The following is an 18467-nucleotide window of genomic DNA, read 5'->3' as shown; positions in this document are numbered from 1 at the left end:
ACTAAAACAGATACCTCTTAAGGTGCGCTAATGTAACCCATTGGATTTACAGGGTTACGATAACCACCAGGGTGAAGTTCAAAGTGCAAGTGCGGCCCACTGGAAGCACCCGTCGAACCAATCGTACCTATTTGTTGTCCTTGAGAAACAGACTGGCCTTGTGCTACATTTACAGATTGTAAGTGAGCATATACCGTGTCATACTGACGGCCATCAACAAAATGCGTTACGAATACAACATTACCGAAGCCACCGCCACAAGATTTATTACCTTCTGAACAGTTTGAAGTGACTCGATAGACTACACCTGAAGCTGAAGATTTAACACTTGTTCCTCTAGGTGCCGCAATATCTGTACCATTATGTGGTCTAACTACCCCATACACAGGATCCATACGATTTGGATTAAAGTGTGAAGATATGTAACCAGATGATGGTGTCAAGAATTTAGGTGGTGCAGGCGCTGGAGCTGGTGATGCTTGTTCCGACCCACCGCTATTGGATGATCCTCCGTTTGAGGAACTACCAGAGTTTCCGCTATTAGATGATCCTCCATTTGATGAATTACCAGCGTTTCCGCTATTGGAAGAACCACTATTTGATGAATTATTCGCTTCTCGTTCTTCACGTTCTCTTCTTTCTCTTTCTTCTTGCTCTCGCTGACGCTGTTCTTCAAGCTCAGCTTGTCTTTGTCTTTCTAATTCTTCTTGACGCTTACGCTCTTCTTCGATTGCTTGTTGTTTCGCTTGTTCTAATACACCTTCACGTTGACTTAATAATTCTTCTTCCTCTTCAAGTGAAAGTTGGATTTCATGAACTTCTTCTTCATCGCCTTCTAAACTTGCTAAGGCAACTTCTTCCTCTTCACGAGTTCCTTCTAAACTAGCAATCGCTGTTTCTAAATCTTCTTTTTGAGTAACTAAAGTAGAACGTTTGTCTTCTGTTTCTACCTTATTAGATTCTACTTGTGTTTTGTTTTGTGCAACTTGATCTTTATTATTTTCTACAGCTACTTTTGATTCTTCAACTTCTACTTTTGTTTCTTCGACTTCCACTTTCGTCTCTTCTAAGTACTGCATATCTGCAAAATGCTCATGAATTATGTTTTGGTCTTGATCCATAACTTTGCTAACCGCTGAAGCTCTTGTAATGAAATCACCGAAATCCTTTGAACCAACTATAACTTCTAAGTATTTAACGGACCCACCATTTTTTTGAAGGGTTCTTAAACGTTCTCTAAGTAAGTCTTCACGTTGTTCAATTCTATCTTCTGTAATTACTATTTCTTCTTCTAGTTCGACTATGCGATTTTCTAGTCTTTCAATCTCATTCTCTAGTTCTTTAATTTCTTCTTCTAGTTCGACAATCTCTGCTTCTAACTGTTTAATTTCCGTTTCTAGTTGTCTAATTTCATTTTCCGTTTTAGAAATTTCTAGTTGCTTTTGTTCTACTTCAATTTCATTTTCTTCAATCTCGTAGTTTAAACCGTCGATTTCTTCCTTTGTATCATTTTGCTGGGACTTAATACGATTTAATCTGTTTTCTAATTCACCTAGGTCAGAATTAATACTTTCTTTTTCTTTCTCTACTTCCTGCATTTCTCCATCAATTTCATCAATTGATTGGTTTGCCTCTACCCTATCATTTCCTGATAGAGTAAAAGCTCCAACCGCTACAATGAAAAATAGGAAAACAGGTATGAACTTTTTCAACATATCTAATTGTCCTCCTTATTCTATATCTATCCGTCTTACAAACGTTACCATTACACTTTTAAGAATTTACGTACACTCATAACACTTCCCCAAATGCCGATAAATGCGCCAATTCCTAGAAGCATAAGTGATAGTTGCCACGCAAATGGATCCCAAGGTAATAATTCAATGAATGGGAAGTCGATTCGGTCGTTCAAGTTGGTGTACAGATAATGATACCCACCTAATACTAATCCGATTGGGATAATCGTTCCTAATACACCCGTTAATGTTCCTTCTACAAAGAATGGCCAACGTATGAAGTTGTTTTTCGCACCAACTAACTTCATAATCGAAATCTCTGTACTACGTGCAGTGATCGTCATCTTAATAGTGTTTGAGATTAAGAATATAGCTGTAAATAGTAAAGCTGCTACAAACACCCCACCGATGATTCTGGCGTACTGGTTGAAATCTAATAGACGATCGACCACATCACTGCGATAACTTACATCCTCAATATTCTCAAAAGTCTCAATTCGCGAAGCAACTCCTGATAAATCTTCAGCTCGCTCCGTGTTTACTACATAAACATTATTTAAAGGGTTGTCCTGTTCAAATAACTCCCAGGCCTCGCCGTCTTCACCTAAGTCTTCAATTAACATTTCTAGTTCTTCTTCTTTTGATTGGAAATAAAAACTTTCTACATTATTCAGTCCTGCTATTTGATCTCCAAGCTCTTCTATTTCTTCTTCTTCAGCTTGTAAGTCAATATAAACTCTTACTTCAACATCATTTTCAATATTATCTACCACTTGATTTAAGTTTAAGATTAGAATTAGAAAAGCTGCAACTAATACTAGAGTAGTAGTAACTGCACCTACTGAAGCTACTGTCATCCAGCTATTCCTAACGATGTTTTTTGTACCTTCTCGTATATGCCTTCTAAATGTACTAAACTTCATAGCCATATTCCCCTCGATGCTCATCTCTCACAATTTTTCCATTTTCCATAGCGATTACTCGCTTACGCATTTTATTAACGATATCTTGGCTATGCGTTGCCATTACAAGGGTTGTTCCTGACGCACTAATTTCTTCAAATAATCGCATAATCTCCCAAGAAGTTTCAGGATCTAAGTTACCTGTAGGCTCATCAGCAATAACAATTTTAGGATTGTTTGCAATGGCTCTAGCTATTGCAACCCTTTGCTGTTCTCCACCTGATAACTGATCTGGTATAAACCTAGCTTTATGCTTTAATCCAACGCGATCTAACACTTCCATTACACGTTTGCGGATTTTTTTAGGGTTCTCTTCTATAACCTCTAAAGCAAAAGCTACATTTTCATAAACCGTTAACTTTGATAACAGTTTAAAGTCCTGAAAGATCACACCTACACTTCTTCTTAATAGAGGTACTTTTCTTTCTTTAATACTCGCTACATCCACGCTATTTATGTATACATTTCCCTTAGTTGGTGATTCTTCGCGGTACATCATTTTTATAAATGATGTCTTACCAGCCCCACTTGGCCCGACCACATAAACGAACTCTCCTGCATCTATAAATGTATCGACTCCGTTCAGAGCGGTCACACCGTTCTTGTAAACTTTATGTACATTTTTCATCTCGATCATATGCTACACCCGTTCCCCCAAATGTTCGTTTTATTTTTAGAATTTTCTATTTATTTTAATATATTATCATATCTACTAGTATTTTGTCTGCTTTAAAAGTTTTTTGATAAATTGCGATAAGCATATTATAACATCCTTCAACATATATTTCTTCCAAATTTATATTACATTTTCTTTTCAAATTGCAACCCCTCTTACCTATATCCCTACAACTATGTAACTAAAATATAGATTTACCTTCCTTTAAGATGTCGACTTTAGTCGAATATGCATGTTGCCACCTAAATTTTCCCAAACAAAAGAGTAGGTAGTTCGTTATCCAGAAAAGCCATGGCTTATCCACAAAAGTTATTTTATATCCAGAAATCTTTTGAGCCCAAAAAATTCCATAGAACCGTATTCTATGGTAGACCTTTTTTTCAACAAAAAAGCTCAGCAATTCTGCTGAGCTTTGAAGAATATACTTTATTCCTGAGTAAGTACCCATTCTGCTATTTCATTTGCTTCTTCCTCATTTACATCATCAATTGGAGCCATTGCGCCGGTTCCTTCTTGAATGATTTGTACGATCCCATCTTGCTCATATGTTGCACCTACATTTTCTAACGATGGTCCAGCAGCGCCTTCAAGGTCACCACCATGACATTGTGCACAGTTTTGTTGAAACAGCTCTTCACCTTGCGCAGTCTCGCCTGAATCACCATCACCAGAACCTTCATCATCCCCACCACATGCAGCTAATGCAACGATAAGGATTAATCCAATAATAGCTAGTAATAATTTTTTATTCATATACTTGCCTCCTGACATATTTTATATTTATGTTTTTTCCTAAACGTCCAAAATTTATCCATCCACTTTGGATCGTAAATAGGCATTAATGAATAAATCTAAGCTTCCATCCATGACAGCCTGTGTGTTCCCGTTTTCTACATTAGTACGATGATCTTTTACCATGTTATATGGATGGAAAACGTAAGACCGAATTTGACTACCCCAACCAATTTCACTTTGTTCACCACGGATCTCGTCTAACTCTTGCTGTTTTCTTTCAATTTCCCTCTGATACAACTTCGATTTCAACATTTTCATTGCTTGCTCGCGGTTTTTAATCTGCGATCGCTCAGATTGACAGGTAACAATTGTATTCGTTGGGGTATGTGTGATTCTAACAGCTGAATCAGTTGTATTAACATGCTGTCCACCTGCTCCACTGGCACGATACGTATCAATTTTTAAGTCTTCTGTTTTTACATCGATTTCTACATCATCTGTAAATTCGGGCATAACGTCTAAGGAAGCAAAAGAAGTGTGTCTTCTGCCAGAAGAATCAAATGGAGAAATTCTTACTAATCGATGTACTCCCTTCTCAGCTTTTAAATACCCATAAGCGTTATAACCTTGAATCAGTAAGGTGACACTCTTCACTCCAGCATCATCACCAGGTAAATAATCAAGCGTTTCTACTTTGAAACCTTTTTTATCTGCATAACGTTGATACATTCTAAGCAGCATTTCCGCCCAATCTTGGGATTCTGTACCACCTGCACCAGGGTGAATTTCAATAATTGCATTGTTCTTATCATAGGGTTCACTAAGTAAAATATTTAATTCAAAATCATTAATCGCTTTTTTTACTGTTAATAATTGTTCCTTCAAATCTTCGAGTAACTCTGAATCATTTTCTTCTTTTACTAATTCATAGGAAACCTCTAAGTTACCTAATTCTTCTTCATTATTCTCAAAGTGATTGACTAGCTGTTTTAACCCATTAGCCTCGTTGATTACCTTTTGAGCAGCTTCTGGATTGTTCCAAAATTCTGGCTCTGTCATTTCTACTTCAAGCTCACCAATCCGGCGTTTATAACCAGTGATGTCAAAGAGACCCCCTAAAGCTATTGAGTCGCTCCTGTAACTGATCGAGCTCGTTTCTGATATCTGATAAATCCAATATACTCACCTCAGCTATAATTATCTTTACCCATATTGTACCACTGTTCAAACAATTAAAAACGGATAATCTTATTTATTAATGAAAGTTTTGTGAGACAAAATGGTGTAAACGTGAAAATAAAACTCCCGACTGAAGTCGATCAGCCAGGAGCTCTTGTGATTTTTTTATTCAGCACTCCCGTGGCAATTCTTGTATTTCTTCCCACTACCACACGGACAAGGTTCATTTCTTCCTACTTCTTTTTTCTTTACATATGGTTGATTCTTTTTCTTCTCTTCTTTTTGCGACTGACCACCAGCAACAGCTTTCGTACCAGTTGCTACTTCGACACGCTGAAGGTTTTCTCGAATTTGAGCTTTCATTGCGTACTTCGCAACTTCTTGCTCGACGTTCGCAATCATTTCTTCAAACATCGTGAAACCTTCCATTTGATACTCTTGCAGTGGATCTGTTTGACCGTAAGCTCTTAAATGAATTCCTTGGCGTAGCTGATCCATTTGGTCAATATGATCCATCCACTTAGAGTCAACGGTACGTAATAAGATTACTTTTTCGAACTCACGCATTTGTTCTTCTGTAAGCTCTTGTTCCCGTTCGTCGTACTTACGCTTCACAATAGCCATAATATAATCGACCATTTCATCTGGTTCTTTACCTTCTAAATCACCATGAGAAATTTCATCTTGTTCTAAAATATTGGCATGCAGGAATTGGACGAGAGGTTCTAGATCCCACTTCTCTTCTTCCTCTTCCTGTGTATACGCTTCTACTTGCCTTTGAACAGTTGATTGAATCATGCCCTCGATGATTTCTCGTAAGTGATCGGAATCAAGTACTTGATAACGCTGAGCATATATAATATCACGCTGCTGACGAAGTACATCATCGTAAGAAAGAATTTGTTTACGAGCATCAAAGTTGTTTCCTTCTACTCGTTTCTGTGCAGATTCTACGGCACGTGAAACCATTTTACTTTCAATTGGTTGATCATCATCAAGACCAAAACGATCCATCATATTACGCATATTGTCTGAACCGAAGCGGCGCATTAACTCATCTTCCATGGAAAGGTAAAATTGCGACACACCAGGGTCACCTTGACGACCAGCACGACCACGTAACTGATTATCAATACGACGAGACTCGTGACGCTCTGTACCAATTACTGCAAGACCGCCAACTTCTTTGACACCATCGCCAAGTTTGATATCTGTACCACGACCTGCCATATTCGTCGCAATCGTAACAGCACCTTTTTGACCAGCGTTCAGAATGATCTCTGCTTCACTGAAGTGATTCTTTGCGTTTAGTACATTGTGCTTGACGCCAGCTTTCTTAAGTAACTGTGAAATAATTTCTGACGTTTCTACGGCAACGGTACCGACTAAAATAGGCTGCCCTTTTTCATTTCTATCTTTTATATCTTGAACCATAGATTTGAATTTACCCTCTACAGACTTATAAATTAAATCCGCACGGTCTTCTCGAATGACATCTTGGTTCGTAGGAATGGAAACAACATTCATATTATAGATATTACGGAATTCTTCTTCTTCTGTTTTCGCTGTACCAGTCATACCAGATAACTTATCGTACATACGGAAGAAGTTCTGGAATGTAATAGTAGCTAATGTCATGCTTTCTTTTTGAATCTGTAATCCTTCTTTTGCCTCAATTGCCTGATGAAGCCCATCACTATAGCGACGGCCTTTCATCAAACGACCAGTAAATTGGTCTACAATAACGACACCATCTTCTTCCACTACGTAATCCATATCACGTTGCATCACAACATGTGCTTTTAAAGCCTGATTCACATGGTGCGTTAACGAAACATTACCTAAGTCGTATAAGTTTTCAATATTAAAATAGTTCTCTGCTTTTGTAATACCCTGTTCTGTAAGCTGGACATTACGAGTTTTTTCATCGTACGTATAATCTTCTTCTAGTTGAAGACCTTCTACGAAGCCATTCGCTTGTACATAATTAGACTGTGATCTTTTTTGAGACCCGGAGATAATTAATGGTGTACGCGCTTCATCAATAAGAATCGAGTCGACCTCATCGACAATCGCAAAAGGTAATGGACGTTGAACCATTTTCTCTTTATAAAGCACCATATTATCGCGTAAATAATCAAAACCAAACTCGTTATTGGTACCATAAGTAATATCACACGCATATGCTTCTCGCTTCTCTTCTTTCGTAAGGTCGTTTGTATTAAGGCCAACCGTTAAACCAAGCCAATCATACAATTCACCCATCTCATCGGAGTCACGTTTTGCAAGATAATCGTTTACCGTAATAATGTGTACACCTTTACCAGATAATGCATTTAAATAAGCAGGCATCGTTGAAGCTAACGTTTTACCTTCACCTGTTTTCATCTCTGCAATATCGCCATTATGTAAAGCGATTGCACCTATCAGCTGTACGTAGAACGGACGCATGCCCAACACACGCTTCGCTGATTCACGTACGACTGCATATGCTTCTACTAACATGTCATCAAGTTTTTCGCCATCTTGATAACGTTTTTTAAATTGTTCTGTTTTCGCCTGAAGATCATAATCAGAAAGCAACTGGATCTCAGACTCTTTTTCTTCTATTTGGTCTGCAATTTTGCGTAGTTTCTTTAATTGTTTTTCATTTCCGTCTCCGAAAATTTTTGTTAACAACTTACTCATGAATTTGCACCTCATATCTTTATCATTACAATCGTCCATTTATAATCATAACACTACCAATTAAAGGATGACAACTATACGAAAAGTACAAAGATTGTCGAACATGTTAAAAAAAGAACCAGTCGCCTCTCTATGGAAAAGCAACTGGCCAAAAGCCAAGATCATCAAGGGAGTTAATCATTAACTCGACTTGAGGAAGTCATGGGATAGGATAAGGAAAAGTCGTGGGTTCGATGAGAAAGTTGTTGTTCCACTAAGGTAACCCGCTCATTTGTAGAAGCAACAATTCGCATTAACTGAGAAATCACTTCGCTTTGTCGTTTGATTTCCGTTTCTAAACGATTACAACTGAGGCATATTTCTTTTGATTCAATCATCTCGTATTCCCCCTTCATGACTTGGTTATATTAGTTATAGCATAGCTTTTAAACCATGGGAATCCCCCTTAAAAACAATGACTTTTCTGTTACTCTATGTACTTTACTTTTTTTGTTCCAATCAATCAAATTAGATATTTTAAATCGTAATAAACTACTATAAAATTTTTTATTTTTACATAAAAAACCTCCACTACATGTAGCGGAGGTTTCGTTCATTTATGCATTTGGTTCAATAAGTCCATATTTTCCATCTTTACGTTTATAAACGACATTGGTGTCACCAGATTCTGAATTCTCAAATACATAGAACTCGTGACCTAGCATATCCATTTGTAGAACTGCTTCTTCTTCATCCATTGGCTTCAAATCGAAACGTTTTTTCTTAACAATGTCGATACCTTCATCTTCTAACTGTTTTCCGTTAGCAGCTTCCTTTTCCATTTCAGCAAAAACATACTTTGGAGCTCCTTGTTGACGGAATTTGCGGTTAACTTTTGTTTTATGCTTGCGGATTTGTCGCTCTAATTTATTAAGAACCAAATCTGTCGCTGCATATAGATCGCTGTGACTCTCTTCAGCGCGGAGTAATAAGTTGGTCATAGGAATGGTCACTTCAATTTTTTGTTCCGCATTGTGGACACTTAAGTTGACATGTACCTCGGAAGAAGGGGGAGTATCAAAATAACGCTCCAACTTCCCTATTTTCTTCTCTACATATTCACGAATTGGATCAGTGACCTCGATGTTTTCTCCTCTAATGTTGTAAATCATATGCAATTCCTCCTTTCAGCTTATGCAACCTATATTCAACATTACCCTTCTCTATTCCTGCCTAAACCAATAAAAAAGTTAGAATATTTTGTCGAAATCATTCGCAGCTCGAAACAAGTGGCCCAAGGGATGAAGTATTTTCCTAGTATGGAGAATAATCCATCTTTTTTAAGGTTCTATATAAGCCTATGCAAGTGCATGAAAGTTTAGTTTGCACAGAGTATACTATTTTAACCACAAAATAAAAAACGCAGCCAAAAGCTACGTTTAATTTCGTTTATCAATAAAGCTACCATCTCGTCCATGTAAATTTTGGTATGGATTAATATACTTTTTATTTGATGTTTGTTTCTTTTTAAATGATTGAAAGTCTTGTTGGAATCCATTTAAATATTGATCGACTTGTTTTTGTAATTGAGCATCAATCGCTATAACCTCTTCAGTGAGTTCTTTTTCATCATCTGAAAGTGGACCTTCGATTTGCTTTAATAATTTCTCTCGTTTACTAACAAAATCTTCAAAGTCAGCAATTAACGTTTCTCGCTCCTCATTTTCCGTATTAGAGAAACGATTACGCATTTGTTTCGTCAGCGTAAATAGCGCCTTAACTTCAGACATGCTACTGCACTCCAGCTTTTTGCGACTGCACTCGATTTGCCTTCATGACTTCTTTCCATGTATCACGAAATTGTTCGACCATTTGTTGAGCTTCATTTAACATACTTACATCACTTTTGAAATTTGCTTGAGTTAAACGATGATTAATATACTCATACAAAGGCATTAATTGATGCGAAATATCATAATCCATATTCAGTGTTGCTCTTAACTCTGAAATAATGTTTTGTGCCTTTTGAATATTTATGTTTTTCTCTTCTATACTTTCATTTTCGATTGCACGTTTACTCAATTTAATGAATTTAATGCAACCATTATAAAGCTGTAATGTTAACTGCTCTGGTGAAGCAGTAGAAATCGAATTCTCTTGATACGCTTGATATGCTTGTCCATATGCCATTTCTAAAACACTCCTTTAAAGCTTATAGATCTAACCCATTTGACCGAGCTGTTGTTGCATTTGCATCGATTGATTATTCATTTCCTGAATCGCACGTTCCATTCGATTAAATTGATCCCAATAACGACTTTCTACTTGTTGCATACGACGTTCAAAGTTTTCCATTCGATCAGACATGCTAATTAACTCTCGCCCCATCGTATATTGATGCTCCGTACGAAGCTCATTACCTGCACGATCTGTAATTCGATCCATCGTGTTACTTAAAGCATCTTCTACGCGGTTAATGACACCACGTGATTCGCCTTCCACATTATTAGAAAATATTCGAAATACTCCTTCAGAATCGTCCTGAAGTGCCGTTCGTAACTTATCTTCATCCACTTCTAATTTTCCGCCATCACGCCAGTTAGAAGAAGTTGTGATTCCTACATCAATGACCGAACGGAAGTCACCAGCAGTATTATCTACTTGTTGATACCAAGAACTACGCATTGATGATAACCCATTATTAATGATCCCATCACGACGTAGCAGACCACTTTGCGACCGTTCTTCCCAAAGCTCAATTTCATTATCAGACATCGCATTACGTTGCTCCTGAGTTAATGGAGGATAATCACGAAAGCGTTCTTCGTTCGTTTTATCGTTTAAATGTTCAATTACTTCATTGTACTTCTCTACGAATTCCATAATTTTATCAACAGAATCATCCACATCATGTTGGACGGAAACAACAGCTGGAGAATCACCAGTCGTATTATTAAATTGGAAGTTCACACCGTCGATTTCATACTCATTAGAACGAGATTCCATTTGAATTCCGTTGTATGTAAATAAGGCATTATCTCCGCCAACCTCATTATCTTGATTTAGTTGGAATTGATTCGCAAAAATGGAGTCATCAGCAAACATAATCTCAGGTCCGTTTTCATTGAAGCTACCTGACTCCGTACGTTCAATAAATACTCGTCCGGAGTTCGCATCGTAAAATCCACTAACCGCGCCATTGGATTCCTCCGAAATACGGTCAAAGACATCATTTAATGATTCCCCACTGGCCACTTCAAATGAAACATCTTGTTGCTCGCCATTTTCATTGAAATAGGAAAATTCCACAGTCTGTCCTTCTAATTCTGCTGAAGCTTCATCAGCATTAAACTCCGCATCAAAAGCTCTGCCATCACTAGCATTTACAGCTTTGTTCGCAAGTTGCTCCACACCTACTGAGTAATATGATTCTTCCGCATTACTTGGCGCACTAGCAGATACAGCACCAGGATTCGTTGAATCGACAGAACTTGATTGATAAGAAGTAGACATACGCATATCTAAAAACATATTGTCTAGTTCTGACATCTTTGTATTTGCTTCACGGTAAGCATCACGCTTTAATTCCGTAAACCGCTGATCTTGTTCCATTTTCTCTAATGGTTGACGCTCTGCTCTCATTAAATCTTTTACAATCTGGTCAATCTCCATTCCGGAAGCAAAACCAGTCATTCTCATTTGGTTAGAAATCATATTCCTACACCACCTTCGTGTTTAAATCTTTTCATCTACTATAAAACCCATGTATTCAGCCATTGCTGCATGAACATCTAATAATTTTTCTGGAGGAATCTCTTTGACAATCTCCTCTGAATCACGATCGATAACAGAAATATAATATCTTTCCAGTTTTTCATGAAATTCAAATTTCACCGATGTATTGGCTGGTTCGAGTACTACATTTATCTCTTCCACCAAATTCATCGCTTGTTCTTTTGATAGTTCATTTGATTGGTTTATTTGTCCTGTCTCGTCTTGCACCGCCTGCAATTTCGGTTTCGTCTCGTCTTGCTTCGATGTAGTTACTTCAGATGATTCCGACCGCTGCAGGAGTTGAGAGTTTGATAATACACTAGTTATATTCATCAATTAAAACAACTCCTTCTATTCAGTTCTATCTATTATATCGGAAAACTCGCATATTCGTTTAGTAAAACAAAAATAAAAGATTGTTCATACAAAAAAGAGGCCTATATTCAGACCTCTAATCACTTATTTTATCTTTACATTAGTAATTTTTACTCGACTTTCCGGTAATGTTGGGATCTCATTCAATTTAAACGATAAATCTTGTTCAGGAAGTGTGTAGTCTATTTCACTAACCATGAAATCAGTAAATTCTTTTAGTATCTCAATGGTGATCCATTCACCTGCACAGCGATGACCTTTGTAGTAATCGCCACCACCTTGTGGAATGAAACTAAACGGACTCTCCTTCCAGTTTTCAAATCTGGTAGGGCTGAACCGGTCTGGATTTTCCCAATCGTCTGGGTGATGATTCGTCCCATAGAGGTCAAGTAACGTCAGCGTCCCTTCTTCAAACGTATATCCTTTCCATGTAAATGTTTGTCTCGTTACCGCAGCAGTAAAAGGAAAGAACGGATAATATCTTCTTACTTCTTGTATAAAAGACCTTAGGTTACTCTCGTCTCTTGACTTAAGCTTTTCGGCTTCTTCCGGATGTTCGTGTAATCCGAGCATAACAAATTGTGTCCAGATAGACACCGCTACCGTTGGGCGAATAAGATTTAACACTTCAACAGCTACTACATCTTCATCTAATAACTCATTATTTGAATCTCGGTGCCAAGTGAATTTATACAAAGGTTTATTAGAATCAACTTCAAATTCACCTTTGCGAATAGCTTTTACATATTCTATCACCCATTCTTCTAACTTAGAACGAGATCTCCACCCTCTAAAGTGCGTTAGGCCAATTTCAGCTGGTTTCTCAAATAAATCACTAATCATTTCCGTTTTATGATCCAAATCATTAGCATCTAAAGGGATACCAACCCAATCACAAGCAACTTGAGTAATCACCTTTTTGGTCTCATCATATAAAACTACTTCTTCATACTGACTCCATTCAGTAGCAGCTTGTTTTAGGTATTGATTCATTAAATTCCTTATGGTCTTGAGGTCCTCACGAGACATGACTTCCATAAATAGGGCTTTGCGATGTTTATGCTCAGCATCATCAAGCGCTTGCACACCACCTTCCCCAAATAACGTCTTTTCGACCGGCTTTGGCGCGGCTCCCTCTCGTTTAAACTTCGATTCATTATAAAATAATTCCGCCGCCTCACTACCAGTTAAACAATATGCTTTTCCACCTAATAAACGAGTCTCGAAAACATTCTCTTGGAAGCGATAACGACGATTCGTAATAAACTGATAACCTTCACTTAACAGTTTCAAACTATGGTCGATCCCACCTTCTTTAGGCATGACATTCTTAGAATCCATAGAAAACCTCCTCATAAAAAACTCACTTTCCAGGTAGTATTCCTGAAAAGTGATTATCTAAAACAAGGTATTAATGTTTTGTATGTGCATCGTAAATACTTTTAATTTCATCTCGCCAGTTTTCTAAGCTTGGACGTAAGGTTTGAGTAATAGTCGATTGAATGGTGTGGAGCTCCTCTGTTTCATAGGCAACTACTGTTGATTCCAGTGCTTTTTCAAGGTCTGCGGATGCTTCATTGACATTAGAAATGTCTACCTTACTTTTAACTGAATCTAACGACTTCTCTACCATTAAATAAGCTCGTACAATGTCTTCGTATAGAGGTAACGTTTTTTTGATGTTTTCTTCGGAGAGCAATTTTTCTATGTGTTCGACAGCCTCTATTGTCGTGTTAGCTAGATCTACAGATTGTGAAATGACTTCAGTTTGTTCTTTGTTCATATGAACACATCCTTGTATGTATTGTAATAACTATTATAAATGAAAAAGAGGCCCGAGAATACCCGGACCCCCATAAAAGTAATTATTAACCTAGTAACTGAAGTACTGATTGTGGCTGTTGGTTTGCTTGTGCAAGCATTGATTGTGAAGCCTGAGAAAGAATGTTCGCACGAGTCATTTCCATCATTTCCGCAGCCATGTCAGCATCACGGATACGAGACTCAGCAGCTGAAAGATTTTCAGAAGCGTTGTCTAGGTTAGAAATTGTGTGCTCTAGGCGATTTTGGACTGCACCTAGTTCAGAACGTTGAGATGAAACTGTTTCAATTGCATCGTTAATTGTTGTGATTGCTCCATCCGCAGCTTCTTGTGAAGAAACATCTATTCCAATAGATCCCGTAGTTTCATCTGCAAGTGTAGTTTCAGAAGCTAAAACTAATTCACCACCATCAAAGTAACCTGCCACAGTATGGTTGGCCGGATCAGCATCAGAAGTGTCTGCCGCCTGCCATGTGCCCACAACCGTGCTTCCATCTTCACCGACAAGAGTTCCATCGTCAACATCAGTTGTATCTGCTGTATAAGCAGTACCTACAGATAGAGCATCTGCTCTCATATCATCTATTGAAATTGAAATATTTTGACCTTCATTAGCACCGATATGGAACGTCGCATCAAAGTCTCCATCTAAAAGGTTCTGTGTATTAAACTCAGTATTATCAGCAATACGGGATAGTTCACCAGATAATTGATCCATTTCTTTTTGTAACTCTTGACGATCAACTTCTACGTTTGTATCGTTAGAAGATTGAACAGCTAACTCACGCATACGTTGAAGGATTGAGTGAGACTCGTCTAAAGCACCTTCAGCAGTCTGAATTAGTGATATACCATCTTGTGCGTTTCGGCTTGCTTGATCAAGACCATTGATCTGTGCACGCATTTTTTCAGAGATTGCTAGTCCTGCAGCATCATCTCCTGCACGGTTAATACGTAGGCCCGAAGATAATTTCTCCATAGAAGACTGCATGTCGTTCTGGTTTTGTCCCATTTGGCGATATGTATTCATCGCGGGGATATTGTTGTTGATAATCATAATAAAATTCCTCCTTGAATTTTGTTTGCCACGTCCTTGTGGCAGAATATTTTACATAACCTCAGAAATCTCTGAGGTTATAAATTAATTATCCTAATAACTGTAGTACGGATTGTGGTTGTTGATTTGCTTGAGCAAGCATAGACTGAGAAGCTTGTGATAGAATGTTTGCACGTGTCATTTCCATCATTTCTGAAGCCATATCAGCATCACGAATACGAGATTCTGCAGCTGAAAGGTTTTCAGAGGCGTTGTCTAAGTTAGAGATTGTATGCTCTAAACGGTTTTGGACAGCACCAAGTTCTGAACGTTGAGAAGAAACTGTTTCAATTGCATCATTTATTGTAGAAATTGCAGAGTCGGCAGTTTCTTGTGAAGAAATTGAAATACCAGTGCTATTTCCCTCTTCTAAAGCTTCATCAGCAGCTAAAAATAGATCATCACCAGTACCATCACCTACATAGTAACCTGCCTCTTTAGTCACATTCCCATCAACATCAGTTTCTTCAGTAACAAAAGTTGCAACTGTATTTCCAGCAGAATCAACTAATTCGTTACTATCATTAGCTTCAAGAGCAACTCCAAGTGCCTGAGCGCCCATGTCTTCAATTGAAATATCAATATTCTGACCTTCATTAGCACCGATATGGAACGTCGCATCAAACTCCCCATTTAGAAGGTCTTGCGTATTAAATTGAGTATTATCAGCAATACGGGAAAGTTCGCCAGATAATTGATCCATTTCTTTTTGTAACTCTTGGCGATCAACTTCTACGTTTGTATCGTTAGAAGATTGAACAGCTAACTCACGCATACGTTGAAGGATTGAGTGTGACTCGTCTAAAGCACCCTCAGCAGTTTGAATTAGTGAAATTCCGTCTTGAGCGTTACGGCTTGCTTGGTCAAGACCATTGATCTGCGCACGCATTTTTTCAGAGATTGCTAGTCCTGCAGCATCGTCTCCTGCACGGTTAATACGTAGGCCCGAAGATAGTTTCTCCATAGAAGACTGCATGTCGTTCTGGTTTTGTCCCATTTGGCGATATGTATTCATCGCAGGGATATTGTTGTTGATAATCATAATAAAATTCCTCCTTGAATTTTGTTTGCCACGTCCTTGTGGCAGGATTTTTAGTAACAGTCATTTCGCCGGCCGACTTTTGACTGATAACCTTACATGTATCATATCGGTTGATGATTCGAATGGTTTAGTCTTTTGGTGTATTTTTTAATAGATTTATTGTATTTTCTGTCAAAAGGCTTGCCTCTTTGTTTTCAGAGATGATTTGTTGATAGATTTCACTGCGGTGGATGTCTATATGTCGGGGAGCGTCGATTCCAAGCTTTACTTGATCACCGTCAACAGCAACGACTTTCAGTTCAATATCATCACCAATTTGAATGGATTCACCAACTTTTCTAGTCAGTACTAACATGTTGCTCCCCTCCTTTAATTGAATGTTTTGTATGATATTTTTCATTGTTTAATAGAATCTGTTTACCATGGTTATTATTTAAATTTATAACAACTGGTGCTTGCAGGTTTAATGTAGAACTTTCAAATGGTTCTTTTAGTGTTACAATTGTCCAAGCAAGAATATGTTCAGGCTTTTCTACATTCAATTGTTCAACAGTAGCTTCATCCAACTTAAACTCATAATCTGAATAAATGAGAAATGGATTGGTTACAACAAATGCTAGTTCCGTTGTCTGAGTCGACTGCAACACTTTAAAAGCAGGGTTATTTTCTAAATCTAATAAGACGAATTGTTTTTCTGCTTGAAAGCCTGGAAGTCCACTTTCAAATGTAATTATTTGTTCTTCTTCTATTTCCACTTCTCCAAAATAAATGGTGTTTATTTTCATAATGCAACACATCCTAGTTTAAATTTCACGATTCACATGATTTGGTAGATTAATAAAATCTATGTCTAATAAAGATTCTTGCTCCATATAGACATCTACGCCACCCGGTTGGTAATGCGTCTCAGGTTTTCTTGCTGTTGCTTCAATGATGGGATCATTTTTCTGATTTCGGATTTGCACATCACCTGGATCATAATTTATATCCACAGAGAAATAAGAAGGGATCCAACCCATTTGAAAATCGCGGTGAGGATTTGGTATATTGCGCTCTGCAATCCGTGCAATCGCCCCATCTCCGTTTTCGATCCTCATCATTTCATCGCCTTCACGCGCAGTTCGAGCGACACCTTGAGACCAGGTCTGCTCGGCTTCTTGTGCAGAAATTTTAGACGCCTTTAATGGTCCATAAATCCCCATATCTTCAAAAGCTTTTGACTGATCAATCGATAATCTTGGAGGTGTCGTTTGAATATTTACTTCTGCTTGTGGTTGTGAGATTTGTAGATCAGCTGGTTGAGACTGAATATCTAACTGTGCGTTCTGTGTTTGCATGCCGATTTGAGCGTTTTGTGACTGAATTCTAATTTGTGGTAACTGCATGGAAATCACCTCTTTTATGTAGAAAAAGCTATCTGCTTGTGACAGATAGCTAGATTTAATCGGACCATTATCTTAAGAAATCCATGAGAGATGGTTGAATAATACGCGCACCTGCTCCTAGTGCAGCTCGGTGTACATTTTCTTGCATCCGCAAATTCATGATCACTTCTTCCATATGTGCATCTTCATTATCAGACATCAACTTAGAAGTCGTCACTTCTTGTTGAGATAAACGTGTTTCGATTAGCTCTGCTCGGTTCATGCGAGCACCTAAGTCGGCACGTTCATTTACCATTTCTTGTTGAAAACCATCCAAAGAATCTATGAAGGGACTAAAATCTTGTCCATTATTGGGAGGGTCATCTTCTATTAATGATGCAACGATCTGATCCAATTCTTGAATTAGCTCAACTGGGAAGGCATTGTCCGCATTAGAATTCGCAGCTAGTTTTACCCCATCAGAAACTTCAATCAAAACGTCTTCATTATTTAACTCCGGAGCAGTGGGGTCATCCGCCGCTACCCAATTTCCGTCCGCATTTTGAACTTGTAATTCACCATCTTCACTAGTTTCAAAACGTTTTTCCAAAGTATTCGTCCCGTTGAAAATGTGTTTATTATTAACTTTTGTATTAGCTAGTTCCACAATATGGTTACGAATTTCTCTGATTTCACTTGCCATATTATCTCGTTGATTTTCTTCGTATGTATCATTACTTGCTTGTGTAACCAACTCACGCACACGGTGCATCGCTTGCCCTGCTTCATTCAATGCTTCATCAGATGAATCCATCCAGTTACGAAGTTCAGACATGTTGCGTTCAAATTGATTTACTTTAGATAGCTCCGAGCGGTAATTCACTCCTCGCATCGCAACAACCGGGTCATCGGATGGACGGTTAATCTTCTTACCAGTTGATAGCTGTTCCATGTACTTGTCCATTTGAGCATAATTGTTTCTCAAACTATTCATCACGTTATTACTTATCATGTTTTGTGTAATTCTCATAACCGATCA

The 18467-nt window shown here is 38.0% G+C and carries 20 protein-coding genes; all 20 read right to left on the bottom strand.

The genetic code is table 11. The features are described 5' to 3' along the window. Positions 1 to 17 precede the first annotated feature (17 nt). A complete protein-coding gene (locus tag G532_RS15500; protein ID WP_035513078.1) occupies positions 18 to 1715 on the bottom strand; it encodes a murein hydrolase activator EnvC family protein in 1698 nt (565 codons plus the stop codon). A gap of 50 nt (positions 1716 to 1765) precedes the next feature. Further along, positions 1766 to 2659: a permease-like cell division protein FtsX gene (ftsX, locus tag G532_RS0114215; protein WP_027965396.1), complete on the bottom strand. Its 894-nt coding sequence runs from the start codon at positions 2657 to 2659 to the stop codon at positions 1766 to 1768. Beyond that, positions 2649 to 3335 carry a cell division ATP-binding protein FtsE gene (ftsE, locus tag G532_RS0114210; RefSeq protein ID WP_027965395.1) on the bottom strand — a complete coding sequence of 229 codons (687 nt, stop codon included), beginning with the start codon at positions 3333 to 3335 and terminating at the stop codon, positions 2649 to 2651. The genes ftsX and ftsE overlap by 11 nt, the downstream gene beginning before the upstream one ends. A 465-nt stretch (positions 3336 to 3800) precedes the next feature. Beyond that, the gene (locus G532_RS0114195) at positions 3801 to 4127 is read right to left on the bottom strand and encodes a c-type cytochrome (RefSeq protein ID WP_027965393.1); all 327 of its coding nucleotides are present in this window, start codon (positions 4125 to 4127) and stop codon (positions 3801 to 3803) included. Positions 4128 to 4181: 54 nt separating this feature from the next. Further along, positions 4182 to 5286 (bottom strand): peptide chain release factor 2 gene (prfB, locus tag G532_RS0114190; protein WP_156882604.1). Its coding sequence is split into 2 segments (ribosomal slippage): positions 4182 to 5213 and positions 5215 to 5286, totalling 1104 coding nucleotides; the frame shifts between segments, so codons are not numbered across the junction. Between the two features lie 167 nt (positions 5287 to 5453). Next, positions 5454 to 7976: a preprotein translocase subunit SecA gene (secA, locus tag G532_RS0114185; RefSeq protein ID WP_027965391.1), complete on the bottom strand. Its 2523-nt coding sequence runs from the start codon at positions 7974 to 7976 to the stop codon at positions 5454 to 5456. Between the two features lie 173 nt (positions 7977 to 8149). Next, positions 8150 to 8353 carry a hypothetical protein gene (locus tag G532_RS0114180; RefSeq protein ID WP_027965390.1) on the bottom strand — a complete coding sequence of 68 codons (204 nt, stop codon included), beginning with the start codon at positions 8351 to 8353 and terminating at the stop codon, positions 8150 to 8152. Between the two features lie 219 nt (positions 8354 to 8572). Continuing rightward, positions 8573 to 9127 carry a ribosome hibernation-promoting factor, HPF/YfiA family gene (hpf, locus tag G532_RS0114175; protein WP_027965389.1) on the bottom strand — a complete coding sequence of 185 codons (555 nt, stop codon included), beginning with the start codon at positions 9125 to 9127 and terminating at the stop codon, positions 8573 to 8575. Between the two features lie 267 nt (positions 9128 to 9394). Continuing rightward, the gene (fliT, locus tag G532_RS0114170; protein ID WP_027965388.1) at positions 9395 to 9745 is read right to left on the bottom strand and encodes a flagellar protein FliT; all 351 of its coding nucleotides are present in this window, start codon (positions 9743 to 9745) and stop codon (positions 9395 to 9397) included. Position 9746: 1 nt separating this feature from the next. Further along, the gene (gene fliS / locus G532_RS0114165; RefSeq protein ID WP_027965387.1) at positions 9747 to 10145 is read right to left on the bottom strand and encodes a flagellar export chaperone FliS; all 399 of its coding nucleotides are present in this window, start codon (positions 10143 to 10145) and stop codon (positions 9747 to 9749) included. Between the two features lie 30 nt (positions 10146 to 10175). Beyond that, a complete protein-coding gene (gene fliD, locus G532_RS0114160) occupies positions 10176 to 11669 on the bottom strand; it encodes a flagellar filament capping protein FliD (protein ID WP_051189197.1) in 1494 nt (497 codons plus the stop codon). Between the two features lie 21 nt (positions 11670 to 11690). Next, positions 11691 to 12062: a flagellar protein FlaG gene (flaG, locus tag G532_RS0114155; RefSeq protein ID WP_027965385.1), complete on the bottom strand. Its 372-nt coding sequence runs from the start codon at positions 12060 to 12062 to the stop codon at positions 11691 to 11693. Between the two features lie 126 nt (positions 12063 to 12188). After that, on the bottom strand, positions 12189 to 13445 hold the full coding sequence (gene cypC / locus G532_RS0114150; RefSeq protein ID WP_027965384.1) for a CYP152 family fatty-acid peroxygenase CypC: 1257 nt from the start codon (positions 13443 to 13445) through the stop codon (positions 12189 to 12191). A gap of 70 nt (positions 13446 to 13515) precedes the next feature. Further along, on the bottom strand, positions 13516 to 13887 hold the full coding sequence (locus G532_RS0114145) for a DUF8042 domain-containing protein (protein WP_027965383.1): 372 nt from the start codon (positions 13885 to 13887) through the stop codon (positions 13516 to 13518). A gap of 85 nt (positions 13888 to 13972) precedes the next feature. Further along, the gene (locus G532_RS0114140; RefSeq protein ID WP_027965382.1) at positions 13973 to 14983 is read right to left on the bottom strand and encodes a flagellin N-terminal helical domain-containing protein; all 1011 of its coding nucleotides are present in this window, start codon (positions 14981 to 14983) and stop codon (positions 13973 to 13975) included. A gap of 88 nt (positions 14984 to 15071) precedes the next feature. After that, positions 15072 to 16064 (bottom strand): flagellin N-terminal helical domain-containing protein, encoded by a 993-nt coding sequence (locus G532_RS0114135; protein ID WP_027965381.1) that lies wholly within the window; start codon positions 16062 to 16064, stop codon positions 15072 to 15074. Between the two features lie 127 nt (positions 16065 to 16191). Beyond that, entirely contained in the window at positions 16192 to 16419 is a 228-nt protein-coding gene (gene csrA, locus G532_RS0114130; RefSeq protein ID WP_027965380.1) for a carbon storage regulator CsrA, read from the bottom strand. Further along, positions 16403 to 16849, bottom strand: a complete 447-nt coding sequence (gene fliW, locus G532_RS0114125) for a flagellar assembly protein FliW (protein ID WP_051189196.1) — start codon at positions 16847 to 16849, stop codon at positions 16403 to 16405. Before fliW ends, csrA begins: the two co-directional genes overlap by 17 nt. A gap of 18 nt (positions 16850 to 16867) precedes the next feature. After that, positions 16868 to 17449 (bottom strand): DUF6470 family protein, encoded by a 582-nt coding sequence (locus G532_RS0114120; protein WP_035513074.1) that lies wholly within the window; start codon positions 17447 to 17449, stop codon positions 16868 to 16870. Between the two features lie 67 nt (positions 17450 to 17516). Continuing rightward, the gene (gene flgL / locus G532_RS0114115) at positions 17517 to 18458 is read right to left on the bottom strand and encodes a flagellar hook-associated protein FlgL (RefSeq protein ID WP_027965377.1); all 942 of its coding nucleotides are present in this window, start codon (positions 18456 to 18458) and stop codon (positions 17517 to 17519) included. Positions 18459 to 18467: the final 9 nt, after the last annotated feature.

Source organism: Halalkalibacillus halophilus DSM 18494, from assembly GCF_000423105.1.
Lineage (GTDB): Bacteria > Bacillota > Bacilli > Bacillales > Alkalibacillaceae > Halalkalibacillus > Halalkalibacillus halophilus.
The sequence above is the reverse complement of the archived record's forward strand: the minus strand, read 5'-3'. Positions and strand labels throughout refer to the sequence as shown.